14 protein-coding genes and 1 pseudogene are annotated in these 13,517 nt (G+C 62.6%); all 15 read left to right on the forward strand.

Annotated features, from left to right (window positions below; genetic code table 11):
• A partial coding sequence (locus ACYCUK_RS20205) for a hypothetical protein (RefSeq protein ID WP_461596454.1) occupies positions 1-204 on the forward strand: 204 nt, incomplete at its 5' end.
• Positions 171-599 (forward strand): response regulator, encoded by a 429-nt coding sequence (locus tag ACYCUK_RS20210; RefSeq protein ID WP_461596453.1) that lies wholly within the window; start codon positions 171-173, stop codon positions 597-599. The genes ACYCUK_RS20205 and ACYCUK_RS20210, both read left to right, overlap by 34 nt.
• The gene (locus ACYCUK_RS20215) at positions 596-1,090 is read left to right on the forward strand and encodes a protein phosphatase CheZ (RefSeq protein WP_461596442.1); all 495 of its coding nucleotides are present in this window, start codon (positions 596-598) and stop codon (positions 1,088-1,090) included. Before ACYCUK_RS20210 ends, ACYCUK_RS20215 begins: the two co-directional genes overlap by 4 nt.
• Before the next feature lie 14 nt (positions 1,091-1,104).
• Positions 1,105-2,985 (forward strand): chemotaxis protein CheA, encoded by a 1,881-nt coding sequence (locus ACYCUK_RS20220; RefSeq protein ID WP_461596443.1) that lies wholly within the window; start codon positions 1,105-1,107, stop codon positions 2,983-2,985.
• Positions 2,986-2,996: 11 nt separating this feature from the next.
• The gene (locus ACYCUK_RS20225; protein ID WP_461596444.1) at positions 2,997-3,611 is read left to right on the forward strand and encodes a chemotaxis protein; all 615 of its coding nucleotides are present in this window, start codon (positions 2,997-2,999) and stop codon (positions 3,609-3,611) included.
• Positions 3,608-4,360 (forward strand): oxygen-binding di-iron domain-containing protein, encoded by a 753-nt coding sequence (locus ACYCUK_RS20230; RefSeq protein ID WP_461596445.1) that lies wholly within the window; start codon positions 3,608-3,610, stop codon positions 4,358-4,360. Before ACYCUK_RS20225 ends, ACYCUK_RS20230 begins: the two co-directional genes overlap by 4 nt.
• A gap of 524 nt (positions 4,361-4,884) precedes the next feature.
• Positions 4,885-5,907 (forward strand): annotated as a pseudogene (locus ACYCUK_RS20235) (methyl-accepting chemotaxis protein); the annotation flags it as partial.
• Between the two features lie 34 nt (positions 5,908-5,941).
• Positions 5,942-6,124: a hypothetical protein gene (locus tag ACYCUK_RS20240; protein WP_461596446.1), complete on the forward strand. Its 183-nt coding sequence runs from the start codon at positions 5,942-5,944 to the stop codon at positions 6,122-6,124.
• A 16-nt stretch (positions 6,125-6,140) separates the two neighbouring features.
• Complete coding sequence (locus ACYCUK_RS20245) at positions 6,141-7,556, forward strand: methyl-accepting chemotaxis protein (RefSeq protein ID WP_461596447.1); 1,416 nt, start codon at positions 6,141-6,143, stop codon at positions 7,554-7,556.
• A gap of 47 nt (positions 7,557-7,603) precedes the next feature.
• The gene (locus ACYCUK_RS20250; RefSeq protein ID WP_461596448.1) at positions 7,604-8,569 is read left to right on the forward strand and encodes a chemotaxis protein; all 966 of its coding nucleotides are present in this window, start codon (positions 7,604-7,606) and stop codon (positions 8,567-8,569) included.
• 53 nt (positions 8,570-8,622) lie between these two features.
• Positions 8,623-9,603 (forward strand): methyl-accepting chemotaxis protein, encoded by a 981-nt coding sequence (locus ACYCUK_RS20255; RefSeq protein ID WP_233224328.1) that lies wholly within the window; start codon positions 8,623-8,625, stop codon positions 9,601-9,603.
• 37 nt (positions 9,604-9,640) lie between these two features.
• Positions 9,641-10,009 (forward strand): response regulator, encoded by a 369-nt coding sequence (locus ACYCUK_RS20260; RefSeq protein WP_461596449.1) that lies wholly within the window; start codon positions 9,641-9,643, stop codon positions 10,007-10,009.
• A gap of 10 nt (positions 10,010-10,019) precedes the next feature.
• Positions 10,020-10,361 carry an STAS domain-containing protein gene (locus tag ACYCUK_RS20265; protein ID WP_461596450.1) on the forward strand — a complete coding sequence of 114 codons (342 nt, stop codon included), beginning with the start codon at positions 10,020-10,022 and terminating at the stop codon, positions 10,359-10,361.
• A complete protein-coding gene (locus ACYCUK_RS20270; protein WP_461596451.1) occupies positions 10,358-12,577 on the forward strand; it encodes a chemotaxis protein CheA in 2,220 nt (739 codons plus the stop codon). The genes ACYCUK_RS20265 and ACYCUK_RS20270 overlap by 4 nt, the downstream gene beginning before the upstream one ends.
• A gap of 27 nt (positions 12,578-12,604) precedes the next feature.
• Positions 12,605-13,517: MCP four helix bundle domain-containing protein (locus ACYCUK_RS20275; protein WP_461596452.1), on the forward strand; the 913-nt coding region annotated here is incomplete at its 3' end.

A 13,517-nucleotide genomic window follows, 5' to 3' on the forward strand; every position in this document is an offset into this window, starting at 1 on the left:
ATGGCTATGGCTGTGGTTTGCGCCTTGCATCCCATCCCGATGCGCGGCGCGCTGCATCACGGGAACTTGTTCAGCGTCGCCTTAGCCCCCTTGCTGCGCAACACCAACACCATTCCTGTCATACCCGCCATCAAGTCCGCCCGAGTTGTGCCGTCATCACTTGCAAGCCCATGTTTCACGACTTGTCTTGGAGTGCGTCCTTGAAATTCCTTGTTGTTGACGATTTCCCCACGATGCGGCGCATCGTTCGGGGTCTGCTGATGCAGACCGGACATGTCACCGGCACCATCGACGAGGCCGAGGACGGCGTACAGGCCTTGAAGCGTATCCAGGCCGGAGGCATTGAGTTTGTCGTGACCGACTGGAACATGCCCAATATGCAGGGTATCGATCTGCTGCGCCATATTCGTGCCTCGGACGATGCGACCATCCGCGCCTTACCCGTGCTCATGGTGACGGCTGAAGCCAAGAAAGAGAACATTCTGATCGCAGCGCAGGCAGGGGTGAACGGCTATATCGTCAAACCCTTCCCGGCCGACACACTGAAAGCCAAGATTGACGCCATCCTTCAGCGGCTCAATGGAGTGCAGACGTCATGAATGACCCAGTGGCCCAACAAGCGCTGCCCTCTGCCGCCGTTCATAACCTGCGCGAGGCCGACGCGCTGCTGACGGAAGGCGTGCAACGCATCATGCACGCTTCCCACGATCTTCCCGGCGCCAGCCATCCACTGCAGGAAGCTTTGGCCTTGAGCGAGCAGCAAGCCATGGCGACGCTGGAAGCGGTGGAAGCCGCACAGTTGGAAGTGGCCGCAATTCGAGCCACCAACGGCGACTTCATCGACACCCGGCTGGACCTTCTGGACGCGCATCTGCAAGCCATCCTCACCAGTCAGCAGGGCCAGGACTTGGCCGGCCAGAGACTGAAAAAAACCATCTCCCTGCTGCAGGCCGTGGAGCAGCGCATCCAGGACGCGTTGCTGCACCTCGGTTACGTGCAAGGCGAGGCCACTGCTGCCGACGACACCTTCAGCGGCCAACGCATGGACCAGAGCAACGTCGATGACCTGCTCGCCGAGCTCGGAATCTGAGGACCAAGATGGCCATGGACAATGACATCCTGCAGGAATTTATTGCCGAATCGCGCGAGCTTCTGGCTGACGCTCAGGGCCAGTTGCTGCGCCTGGAGGCCGCTCCCGCCGACGCTGGCGTGCTCGGTGCCATCTTCCGCGCGTTCCACACCCTCAAGGGCGGCGCCGGTTTTCTCGAGGCGCAGCATATGGTGGACTGGTGCCACCACCTCGAGGATCTGCTCGACAAGCTGCGCGCACACAAGCTGACCGCCGACAGCGGCATGATCGACGCCATCCTGCGCTCCACCGACGTGATCGAGCGCATGCTTGATGAAATGGCCCAAGGGGAAAATCCCCAACCCGGACCTGCCGAGCTCGGAGCCTTGGTGCAGGCCTACGCCCGCGGCGAGCAAACTGCTTCAGCTCAGCCAAAGCCCGCTGAACGCGAGGCGCCCCGACATGCTGAAGCTGGGCACACTTGGTTGGAACCCCGCGCCGATGTCACGGGCCAGATTGGCCTGTACGTTGAGAAAAAACCGGCAAGTACCGCCCCAGTCGCAGAGGCCAAACACGAGGACGATCTGGAAGCACTGTTCGACCAGACGCTCGACTCGCTTTACGGCAAGGGCGGCGCACCAGGTATCGCCACCACACCAACGGCCCCAGCCACGGCACAGCACGCGGCCGCTGCCGCCAGCTCGACGCCACCTGCGCCCGCCACCCCGAGCGCCGAACCACAGAGCCGTGAAGACACGACCATCCGCGTCGACTCCGCGCGCCTGGACCAGGCGATGAACCAGGTTGGCGAACTCGTGCTGCTGCGCAACCGCCTGTCGGCCGCCGTAGCGCGCCTGAACCAGGGGGACGAGGCTCTGGTGCGCATGGTGCGCGAGACCGACCTGGCGGTCAACGACCTTCAAAGCACCGTCATGCGCCTGCGCATGCAACCCTGCAAACGCCTGTTCCAAAGTCTGCCGCGCGTGGTGCGCGACGCCAGCCGCAATCTCTCCAAGAAGGTGCGCCTGGAACTCGAAGGCGAAGATGTGGAAATCGACAAGACCGTGATTGACGCTCTATCGGGCCCACTCATCCATCTGGTGCGCAATGCGCTGGACCACGGCCTGGAAACCCCGCAAGATCGGCAGACCGCCGGCAAATCCGAGGAAGGCAAACTCAAAGTTGCCGCCATCCACCTGGGTGACAAGGTTCAAATTCTGGTGGTGGACGATGGACGCGGCATGAACCCTCACAAGATCATGCGGTCGGCCCTCGGCAAGGGCATCATCTCCGAGGCTGACGCCGCGCGCCTGTCCGAGCGCGAGATGCTCGACCTGATCTTCCTTCCGGGGTTTTCCACCAAAGAACAGGTGAGCGAACTCTCCGGGCGCGGTGTCGGCATGGATGTGGTGCGTTCGGCCGTGCAGCAGTTACGTGGCCGTGTGGACATCGCGACACGCCCCAATCAAGGCACCACCCTGACGCTGGAATTGCCCTTGACGTTAGCCGTGCTGCCGGTGCTGTATTTCAAGTTGCGCCGCGAAACCTATGCCTTGCCGGTGTCGGTGGTCGACAACCTGATGGAGATCAACCCCGAACGAGTCCACAGCATCTCGGGAAGGTTGATGGCCCAGGTGGGGCAAGACCGCATCGTCCCTTATATCGACCTCGGTCTGCAGTTGCAGGGTGTGCCGCTGCATCTGGGGCATGATCCCTGCGAAGGCATTCTCACCGAACAAGGATTGCTGATCGTCTCCGAGGCAGTGGGTACCGAGGACTCAGTGGTCAAGCCGCTCGATATCTCCGCCCAGTCGACGTGGTACCAGGGCGCCACCATCTCCGGCAGCGGTGACGTCGTGCTCATCCTCGACATGCAGGCGCTCACCCGAGCCATGCGTACGGCGCAGGCCGCTTGAAGGAACAAGCCATGACATCCCCCACCATCGCGCAAATGCGTCACAGCTTCGTCGGTGTCGCCGATGCCACCTTCGCCTTTCAGGGCCAGTTACAGCGCCGGCTGCGCGAAATTGATCGAAAGGCCCTGAACGCCCAGGTTCTGGTCAAACGCCATGGCAAGGTCCTAGCCGGCTATGGCGTGGTTGCGCAGTCGTTTCGCGAAGGCGCACAGCAACTCCAGGGCGCGGCAGCCGATGTGCAGCACGCCGTCCTGCCTCTGATGCAGGGTTTCATGCAAGCCCTGCGTGACACCCATCTGATCGAAAAACTCAGCGTCCTGCCGGACGCCGTTCGGCAAAAGGCTCCCGGACTGGAGCGCGCCGTCAAGCAGCGCCAGCAACAACTGCTCGCGCGCAACGAACAAAGCAGACGTGCCGGTACACGCCTGAGCCAAGCGCTCGCCCGCTTCGAGAGCGTCGTTGCGGAACTCGAATACGTGGTCGTCAACGGCCGCATCGAAGCTGCGCTCAAGGGCGATGGGCGCGCTGCGCTGGCCCAGGTTTCCTCCGATATGGACAACGCCGTGGTGCAGGTGCGCGATCTGCTGCGCACCTATGCCGAACACATCGAAAAGGTTCTTCCATGAAAGCCGAAAAGTTCTATTCCGAAGGTCAACACCAATGGTTCACCGTCTACGACCAGGACGAACCGCGCGTCGTCGACTCGAACGTCTACGCCTTGCAGGTCGATGGCCACACACTGCTGTGCGATCCCGGCGGCTTCGAGGTCTTTCCCCAAGTGTTCTCGGCCTTGGTCGATGTGCTGCCACCCTCCTCCATCAAACAGGCCTTCGTCAGCCACCAGGACCCGGACATCGCGTCGAGCCTGCCGCTGTGGAATGCCTGCAACCCCGACATCACCTGGCACACCCCGCAATTGTGGGTGAGCTTCATCCGTCACTACGGGGCATTGGAGGCCAGCATTCAGGGCATTGCGGATGAAGGCGGCGAACTGGCCGTGGGCAGCGCCAAGCTTCAGATCATCCCGGCGCACTACCTGCATTCCTCGGCCAACTTCCACCTCTACGACCCACAAGCCAAGGTGCTGTTCTCTGGCGACGTGGGCGCAGCAATGCTGCCCACCGGCCACTCAGCATTCGTCGACCGACGCGACCTCGAAAGCGCATCCGCGTTCGATGCGCACATCAAACATGCCACGTTTTTCCACAAGCGCTGGATGCCCAGCAACGCGGCCAAGCGTAACTGGTGCGAACGCGTGTCCAAGCTCGACATCGAGTTCCTGTGCCCGCAACACGGCGCGATCTATACCGGCGAGAACGTCCAGCGCTTCATCCAGTGGTTCGATGCGCTGGACGTTGGCAGCGCCGTGGCCTGACTGCTTGCCGGACCATCCACCTGCACATGACGCATGCCATGCTGAACGCCACCTTACCCCCCAACGCGGCTGACGACCTGATCGACGCCCTTGCGCTGCGGCCTCTGGACGCGCGTGCCGAGCGCATCGCTGCCCTGCCAGAACCCTATCGCAGCATCCTGGGCTTCCTGCGCGATAAGGCGCAGGCCTGGGAGCGCGGCTCCACCAGGGTTGGGCTGGCCGCGGCACGAGGCTATTTCTCGCCGCGAGGCTCGGTACAAACGATCAAAACTCGGCAGGCTGAGCTGGACAAACTCATCGCCAATGTCGGCGCCAGTGTCGAACAGGTGGTGCAGACCACGCATGCGATGGAAGCGCAAATCCAACGAGCCGCAATACGCGCCCAGACCATTGCCGGCGTCACCGAGACCCGGCAACAGGACGTCAGCGCCGCGCGCGAACAGTTCGAAAATTTGGTGGTCGAAACCACGCGTAACCGCGAACACCTCGAGCGCATCCAAGCGCACGCGCAGGACATCACACGGGTTTTACAGGTCATCAAGGACATCGCCGGCCAGACCAACCTACTCGCGCTCAATGCAGCCATCGAAGCTGCGCGCGCTGGCGAGGCGGGACGAGGCTTCGCCGTGGTCGCCGACGAGGTGCGGCGCCTGGCCAGCAAGGCCGCCGAAACCGCGGTGACCGCCGGCAATTCGATCGAGACCATCCGTGATTCCGTCTCCGTTGCGCACAGCTCTTCCGAAAGTCTAGGCGTTGCCGTCAGCCGCAGCGCGGTGCAGATGGCTGACGTGCTGAAGGGGTTTGCCGAAATCAGACAGGGCATCGTCGATAACCAGATGGTGTTCTCCGAGGTTGCGCGCCTGAGCCGTACCTCACAGGACACGATCGCCGAACTCAGTGCCAGCTTTGGCCAGATGACTGCCGGCATTCGTCAAGCTACGGAAGATGGCATCAAGGGATCGGAGGAGGTTTCAGCCAATCTGCTCGGAACCCTGAACGAGAACAAGACCCTGCTTGAAATGAACCTGGATTTCGACACCGGCTCGGAGTTAAGCATGGCGTCGCGCTCGGCCCTGCAAGGCGCAGCAAACATCACCCGCGTCTTGCAACAAGCCATCTCGGACGGCAGCATTGCCGAGGCCGACCTGTTCGACGAGGCATACGTCCCGGTGCCCGGCACCCAGCCGCAGAAATACCAAACCCGTTTCACCAATCTGTTCAAGCAGCGTGTGCAATCCGTGCTTGACGACATCCTGGCACAGAGCGCGAACTTCCGGTTTGCCTTCGCCGTCGACCGCAATGGCTACACCGCCACACACAACAGCATTTACGACAAGCCGCTGACCGGTGACCCACAGAAAGACTTGATCGGTAACCGCGCCATGCGCATTTTCAACGACGCGTTCGGGTTGGAAGCGGCCCACAACACCAAACCCAGCCACCTGATGATCTACGCCCGTGACACGGGCGAAGTTCTGCGCGAGCTCGACGTTCCCATCCAGATCGGGAGCCGCCATTGGGGCAATTTGCGCCTGGGTTTCCAGTGAGCCAAGCGCCAATACTCCACGAGAGTGAACCAACATGTACTCCACGCTATTGCACTACGCGGAACCGCATCTTGTCCCGCTGGACATGCCGGAAATGCTTGCTGAGGCCGACGAAGCGATGGAGAACAAGGTCTTCTATATGAATCTGAATCGCACGGCAGTCGACACCATGGCCAGCTTCCACCAGTCGATCCATGCGGGCGACACATCGCGCTGAACCCGAGGAAAGCATCATGGAAAGCCTTCTGGAACTTCCGGCGCCGGCGGACTCGGCTGCACAACCCGCAGCCAGTGGGGCCTTCGGCACCCAGGCCGACGGCCTGCTCGCTCGATTGAAAAGCGACCGCGAAACCGTGTTGCAGGCTGCACTGGCGCTGTTCACCGGCAAGGGCGACGGCGCACTGCGGGCCATCGACCTGATCGACGCCGACCACTGGGTGCAGCAATTCGCCGCCGTGCGCTCAGCCCTCCTCGCCGGGACAGACACCGTGCGCCACACCACGCGCAGCCTGGCATTCGCCGAGGCAAAGGTCTCAGGCTTTCAGACCGAGTTGGCCGAGCTTTCCTCCCAGGTGCTCGGCACAGCGCAGCGCCTTCAACTCGCAGCCACCCGCACGCAGACCGCGTCCGCGGGCATGCAGGACTTGCAGGACAAGGCCCATGTCACCTCCCAGAACGTTGCACGCAGCCAGAAGGCGCTCGACGCGGTTCAGGAAGAGGTCCATGACGTCAGCCGCTTCGTCGCCTCCACCCAGGGCAAGCTCGCCAGCTTCGTCGAGTCGGTACAGACCGTCGAGCAGCTCACCGCCGGCATCCAGGATGTGGCCAACCAGACCAATCTGCTCGCGCTCAACGCCGCGATCGAAGCTGCGCGTGCAGGCGAGGCGGGCCGGGGGTTCGCAGTCGTCGCCGGCGAAGTGCGAAATCTTGCGCGCAAAACCGCAGAGATCACCCGCCGGATCGACGATCTGACCCTGGCCATCCGCGACAACTCCGCCGACCTCGGACGGGACATGGATGGCGCCGTGCAGCGCATCGAACAGGTGGGCAACTTCATGGGCAATGTGCAGGAAGCCACCACCGGCGTGCGCCGCACCATGGACAGCGTGCTGCAGGTCGCGGCCGCGCAGCGCGCACAGATGGAAAAACTCGTCGCCGATGCCCACGACCAGCAGCAAAGCGGCGAACTCGCCAGCCAGACACTGCAGACCCTGGCCGGCCAGTTCGAAGCGATGTTCGAAACCGTAGGTCAGGCACGCATCCAACTCAAACAGGGCGCAGCCGAAATGGGCAAATTCAGCAGCCCAGGAGTGGCTCTTCGCATCTCTCTGGCGATGCACGACGCCTGGATCGGCGACCTGCTCGCCGCGGCGCAAACCGGCAAGACCGTCGACTTGGACCTGTCCAACGACCGCGCCTGCTACTTCGGCAAGTGGTACTACGGTCCGGCCCAAAGCTACTTCGGCTCTAACGCAGGTTTCGGCGCAGCCGAGGGCGCACACAAAAACGTGCACGCCACCGGCCAGGCGCTGGTCGAGGCGCTTCGCGCCGGCGACCAGCCGCGCATCGAAAAACTCGCCGCCGAACTCGAACTCGCAAGCAACGCCATCACCGAACGTGTTGAAGCGCTGATGGCGCTCGTGCCCTGACCCCGACATTCCAATCCATCCAATCCATCCAGCACACGGAGCCTCCCATGTCCACCGTTCTCCAGGAAGTCGACGAACGCTCGCGCCTTGCGGGCACCAATAAATTTGAGCTGTTGCTCTTCCGCCTCGGCGAAGACGACGGAAGGCGGCGCGAGATCTTCGGCATCAACGTGTTCAAGGTGCGCGAGGCGCTGGTGATGCCATCGATCACGGCGATGCCGGGCGCACCGCAGCATGTCCTTGGCGTGGCCAATATCCGCGGGCAGATCGTGCCCGTGATCGACCTGCCCGCACTGGTCGGTTGCAAGCCGAAGGCGCTGAACATCCTCATCGTGACCGAGTACGAACGCTCGGTGCAAGGCTTTGCGGTGGAGGAGGTGGAGGAAATCATGCGCTTGGAATGGAGCCGAGTGCTCTCGGCCGAAGCCAATGCGGTGGGCGGCATGGTGACCAGCATTGCGCGGCTTGATGCTGACAGCGACAAGACCCGCCTGGCCCTCGTCTTGGACGTGGAGAAGGTGCTGCGCGATGTGCTGCCCTCGCGCGTGCAGGAGGTCAATGCCGCGCAGGTCGGCCAGAAGCTGGAATTGCCGCCCGGGTCCGTGATCCTTGCCGCCGACGACTCCTTCGTCGCCCGCAGCCAGATCGAAAAGGTGTTGCAGGCCCTACATGCGCCCTACGTCATGACCAAGACCGGCAAGGAAGCCTGGGACAAGCTGCAGGCGCTGGCGAATGATGCGAAAGCCGAAGGCAAGAGCGTAGGCGACAAGGTGGCGGCCGTACTGACTGACCTGGAAATGCCCGAGATGGATGGCTTCACCCTGACCCGCAAGATCAAGGATGACGAACGCTTGAAGCGCATTCCGGTTGTGATTCACTCCTCGCTCACCGGCCAGGCCAACGAGGATCATGCGCGAAATGTCGGTGCCGAAGGCTACGTGGCCAAGTTCGTCGCCGAAGAGCTGGGCACTGCGCTGCGCAAGGCGATCGATACCGCCACGCAGCGCGCCTAGGCGTCATCCTCATTCGGTTGTCAGCCAGCCATCACGACGGAATATTGACGCCCATGTCAGACCCTGCAAAAAGCCAAGACCTACAGAAACCGCGATCCGAGCAGATTGCCTCCCTCTGCGGCGAAGCGCTTCCCATTCTTGGGCAACAGATCGACGCCGGCCGCGTCCAGATGGAGACGGCCATTCTGCAACTGAGCCAGCGCTTCTCCAGTCTCTATGGAAGTCTGGAGAACGCCGTCAGGGCTTCACAAACGGCCATGGGCACAGAAGGTGAGGATGGGACTGTTGCCGTCTTTGCGCAAAGCCAGAGCGCTCTTGGGGCGGTGATGGAGCGGCTCAAGGTCGCGTTCGCCAAACGTGATGCCGCGATGGGCGACGTCATGCAGGTCACCGGACATGCGAATGCTCTCCAGAAAATGGCAGACCAAGTTTCCGCGCTGGCTTCCAGAACCAATCTTCTAGCTCTCAACGCTGCGATCGAAGCGGCCCGGGCTGGTGAAAACGGGCGCGGCTTCGCCGTGGTTGCCGATGAAGTGCGCCGGCTTTCGGTGCAGTCGCGTGACACTGGGCAAGAAATGTCCGAGATGGTCAGAGTCATCAGCGGTGCGATGCGAACGCTGACCCAGACGGCAGCTCAGTCGAACGCTGAAGAAAAGCAGTCACTGGCGGAATCAGAGCGATCAGTCCAACAGGTGCTGGAGAGATTGCGGCAGGTCACAAGTGGCCTGACTTCGTCCACCGACATCCTGCAAAAGGAAAGCAACCAGATGCGCCAGGAAATCGCACAGGTGCTGGTCTCCCTGCAATTCCAGGATCGCGTCAGCCAGATCCTGGTCCACGCCCGACAGAGCCTGGATGCATTGAACGAGCGAGTCCGTGGTTTTCTCGCGGCTGCGCACGATGAGGCCAGCCTGGATGTTGCGGCCTATATGCAAGGCATCGCCAATGGCTACACGACCCAGGAACAGCGTCTGAACCATGATGGGCAAGCCATCACAGAAGTGCTGGATGGCGGCGACATCACCTTTTTCTAAGCACTCGCATTGTTTCCCTCAACTCCCGAAACCTCCCATGGCTAAAACCATTCTCATCGTCGACGACTCGGCCTCGCTGCGCCAAGTGGTCAATATTGCACTCGCCAGCGCGGGCTATGAGGTTATCGAAGCCTGTGACGGCGTCGATGCTCTGACCAAGCTCGACGGCCGCAAGATTCACCTCATCATCAGCGACGTGAACATGCCCAATATGGACGGCATCACGTTGGTCAAGGAGGTCAAGCAAAAGCCCGACTACAAGTTCACCCCCATCATCATGCTCACCACCGAGAACCAGGAAGACAAGAAGGCGCAAGGTCAGGCCGCTGGGGCGCGCGCTTGGGTGGTCAAGCCCTTCCAGCCCGCGCAAATGCTGGCGGCCGTATCCAAACTGATTGCTCCATGAGGTTCCCACGATGACCACGCTTGAGCAGCCCTCAGGAACCACTGGCAGCGTGCACATGCGCGGCGCGCTTGACATCTACGCTGCTTCCACTGTGCGCGAGCGCCTCGTCGCCCTGGTGCAGCAACACCCGGTGTTGGAACTGCAACTATCCGAGGTCGACGAGATCGATGTCGCCGGCCTGCAGTTGCTGCTGGCCGCCAAGCAGATGGCGAGCAATCTGGGGCACGCTCTCAAACTCAGTTCGCATAGCGCCGCCGTGCTCGACGCCCTGCAACTCTGCAGCCTGCTGCCCTATTTCGGTGACCCGGTGGTTGAACACGGCGCGGCCAAAGCGCCCAAGGACAAGGCATGAACTTCGAACAACAGATGCAGCAAGCCCTGCAGTCCTTCATCGTCGAGGCCCAGGAGTTGCTGGTCAGCATGGAGCAGGGTCTGCTCGGGCTCGACGCCGGCGCTGACCCGGAAGCCGTCAACGCGCTGTTTCGCGCCGCACACACCATCAAAGGATCGGCGGGCTTGTTCGGCCTGGACGGCGTCGTCCGCTTCACCCATCACCTGGAGAGTCTGCTCGACCAGATGCGCGCAGGCAAAGCCGAGACCAACGAGGGCGTGGTCAACACGCTGCTGGATGGTCGCGATCATTTGGCAGGTCTGATTGAGCAGATTGCCCAAACCGGTTCCTGCATCGGCGGCACAGCCGCAGAGCAAGCCTTGGTCGTGCGACTGCAGTCCTTGCAGCAACCCGCTTCGTTGGCGGTTACGGTTGCCGCGCCTCAGGCCATGCGGCAAATTCCCATGGGCCATGACGACGCACCCACCGTCAAGGTGTTGCCGCAAGGCGCGGCGATGACGGCCACCTGGCACATCTCGCTGCGCTTCGGGCCAGACTGCCTGCGCAACGGCATGGATCCGCTGGCCTTCATTCGCTATCTACGCGGCCTGGGAGAGATCGTCGGTCTGGCAACGCTGACGGACGCGCTGCCGGCGCTCGACGCGATGGACCCGGAAACCAGTTATCTAGGCTTCGAAATCAATTTCCGCAGTGACGCCACCAAGGCGGAAATCGAATCCGCTTTTGAATTCGTGCGTGGGGTCAGCGCGATCAGCATCTTGCCAGCGCACAGCCGCGTCGCCGACTACATCGAACTCATCCGTTCGTTACCCGAGGATGACATGCGTGTGGGCGACATCCTGGTACAGGTTGGCACCCTGACACCCAAGGAATTGACCGAAGCCCTGAACGCTCAGCAACAGGAACAAACCCAGGCTGGCAAGCATGCCCCGCTGGGGGAAATCCTGGTTCGCGAAGGCGCCACGCGCGAGCCTATCGTGCAAGCCGCGCTGGACAAGCAAAAGCAGATCAAGGACAAGCGCTCGCGCGACAGCCAGATGCTGCGCGTCGCCGCCGACAAGCTCGACCTGCTCATCAATCTGGTTGGCGAACTGGTCATCGCCAGCGCCGGCAATGCCCTGCATGCGCAGCAGTCGCGAAACCCAGCGCAACTCGAAGCAGCGGCACAAGTGTCCCGTCTCGTGGAAGAAATTCGCGAACGTGCCCTGAAGCTGCGCATGGTCGAGATCGGCGAAACCTTCGCCCGCTTCCAGCGCGTGGTGCGCGACACCTCGCGCGAACTGGGCAAGGACATCGCGCTGGTCATCCAGGGGGCGGACACCGAGATGGACAAGACCCTGGTCGAGCGCATCGCCGATCCGCTGATGCACCTGGTGCGCAACGCGATGGACCACGGCATCGAGGCGCCCGATGTGCGCGCGACCCGCGGCAAACCGGCCCAGGGCACGCTGCGCCTGTCGGCCTGCCACGATTCGGGCAGCATCCTCATCGAGGTGGCCGACGACGGCGGCGGGCTCAACCGCGAGCGCATCCTCGCCAAGGCGGTGGAGCGCGGCCTGCTGTCGGCCGAAGCGGCCGACACGCTGCCCGACGCCGACGTCTGGAGCCTGATTTTCGAACCCGGCTTCTCCACGGCCGAAAAGCTCACCGACCTTTCCGGCCGCGGCGTGGGCATGGATGTCGTGAGGCGCAATATCGAAGCCATCCGCGGCACCATCGACATTCAAAGCGCCGCCGGCCGGGGCACCACCATGCGCCTGCGCCTGCCGCTGACCCTGGCCATCATCGACGGCTTCATGGTGGACAGCGCCGGGCGTACCTATGTGCTGCCGCTCGACGCGGTGGTCGAGTGCATGGAGTACCACCCCGGCCCCCGCCAACTCGGCTACATCAACCTGCGCGGCGAGGTTCTGCCGCTGCTGCACCTGCGCGACATGCTCGGCGGCGACGAGGCGGCGCATGCGTCTCCCCTGCGGCGCAACGTCGTCGTGGTGCAGGCGGCAGGCCAGCGCGCGGGTCTGGTGGTCGACGCCCTGCTCGGCGAATACCAGACCGTGATCAAACCCCTGGGCGCCCTGTTCGCCCATCTGCAAGGCATCAGCGGCTCGACCATCCTCGGCAACGGCGATGTCGCGCTGATTCTCGACGTCACCGCGCTCCTGTCCCGCGTGACGCGGCAAACCAGCATGGCGCCATCCGCTGCCGTCGCTGCCTGAGACCTGACCACAATCGAAGGAAACCCCATGTTCAAACACCTCAAAATCAGCATTCGACTAGGCCTGGGTTTCGGCCTCCTGGTCGTGCTGCTCCTGCTCACCGTCGGGTTCGGGCTGACGCAGATGAAAAGCATCAACGACCGTTCGCATGATCTGGTTGATAACCAGCTTCGCGCGGAACGGCTCCTGAACACAGCGTACGGCAATTTTCAAGGCACGTCCCGCATCACCTTGCGCACCCTGCTGCAGCAAAATCTCACGGGCGAGGACGCGGCGGCCGTCAAAGCCAGCCAGAGCAGCACCAACGCGGCCTTGAAGGAGCTCAAGGGTCTGCCCGTTTCAAGCGAGGTTCAGGCAAAAGTCGGCCAGATACTGAACCTCATCGCGCGCAACCGGCCCATCCTGGCGAAGGTCTTCGAGCAGATCCAGCAGGGCAACTACGGCTATGCCAGCAGCGAATATCTGCAGAAATCGATGCCATTGCTTCGCCAGATGCGCATCACGATGCAGGACCTGGGGAAGATTCAGGAAAGCGAGACCAATGCCTTGTACGCCGCCAGCCAGGCCGATTTCGCGCGCGGATTGTGGCTGAGCCTGGTTTCTGGCGGCGTCGCCATCCTGCTCGCCATTTTCGGCGGCATCTGGATGACGCGTTCCATCACCCGCCCGCTGGGCGAAGCTGTTGGGGTGGCGCAGAAGGTGGCTGCAGGCGATCTGTCGGTGCAAGTGCACAGCAGCGCACGCGACGAGACCGGGGCTTTGCTCCAGGCCCTGGGGGCGATGGTGGCCAAGCTCACCGCCACCTTGTCCACCGTACGTTCGGCTGCCGACAATCTCTCCAGCGCCTCGACCCAGGTGTCCTCCACCTCGCAGAGCCTGTCGCAGGCCGCCTCCGAGCAGGCCGCCTCGGTGGAAGAGACCTCGGCCACGCTGGAGCAGG

The sequence above is a fragment of the Thiomonas sp. genome, from assembly GCF_054608695.1.

Excerpts from the sequence above, each read along its gene's own strand:
- ACYCUK_RS20210 (WP_461596453.1), top strand. The coding sequence starts at position 171 with ATGTTTCACGACTTGTCTTGGAGTGCGTCCTTGAAATTCCTTGTTGTT.
- ACYCUK_RS20215 (WP_461596442.1), top strand. The coding sequence starts at position 596 with ATGAATGACCCAGTGGCCCAACAAGCGCTGCCCTCTGCCGCCGTTCAT.
- ACYCUK_RS20220 (WP_461596443.1), top strand. The coding sequence starts at position 1,105 with ATGGACAATGACATCCTGCAGGAATTTATTGCCGAATCGCGCGAGCTT.
- ACYCUK_RS20225 (WP_461596444.1), top strand. The coding sequence starts at position 2,997 with ATGACATCCCCCACCATCGCGCAAATGCGTCACAGCTTCGTCGGTGTC.
- ACYCUK_RS20230 (WP_461596445.1), top strand. The coding sequence starts at position 3,608 with ATGAAAGCCGAAAAGTTCTATTCCGAAGGTCAACACCAATGGTTCACC.
- ACYCUK_RS20240 (WP_461596446.1), top strand. The coding sequence starts at position 5,942 with ATGTACTCCACGCTATTGCACTACGCGGAACCGCATCTTGTCCCGCTG.
- ACYCUK_RS20245 (WP_461596447.1), top strand. The coding sequence starts at position 6,141 with ATGGAAAGCCTTCTGGAACTTCCGGCGCCGGCGGACTCGGCTGCACAA.
- ACYCUK_RS20250 (WP_461596448.1), top strand. The coding sequence starts at position 7,604 with ATGTCCACCGTTCTCCAGGAAGTCGACGAACGCTCGCGCCTTGCGGGC.
- ACYCUK_RS20255 (WP_233224328.1), top strand. The coding sequence starts at position 8,623 with ATGTCAGACCCTGCAAAAAGCCAAGACCTACAGAAACCGCGATCCGAG.
- ACYCUK_RS20260 (WP_461596449.1), top strand. The coding sequence starts at position 9,641 with ATGGCTAAAACCATTCTCATCGTCGACGACTCGGCCTCGCTGCGCCAA.
- ACYCUK_RS20265 (WP_461596450.1), top strand. The coding sequence starts at position 10,020 with ATGACCACGCTTGAGCAGCCCTCAGGAACCACTGGCAGCGTGCACATG.
- ACYCUK_RS20270 (WP_461596451.1), top strand. The coding sequence starts at position 10,358 with ATGAACTTCGAACAACAGATGCAGCAAGCCCTGCAGTCCTTCATCGTC.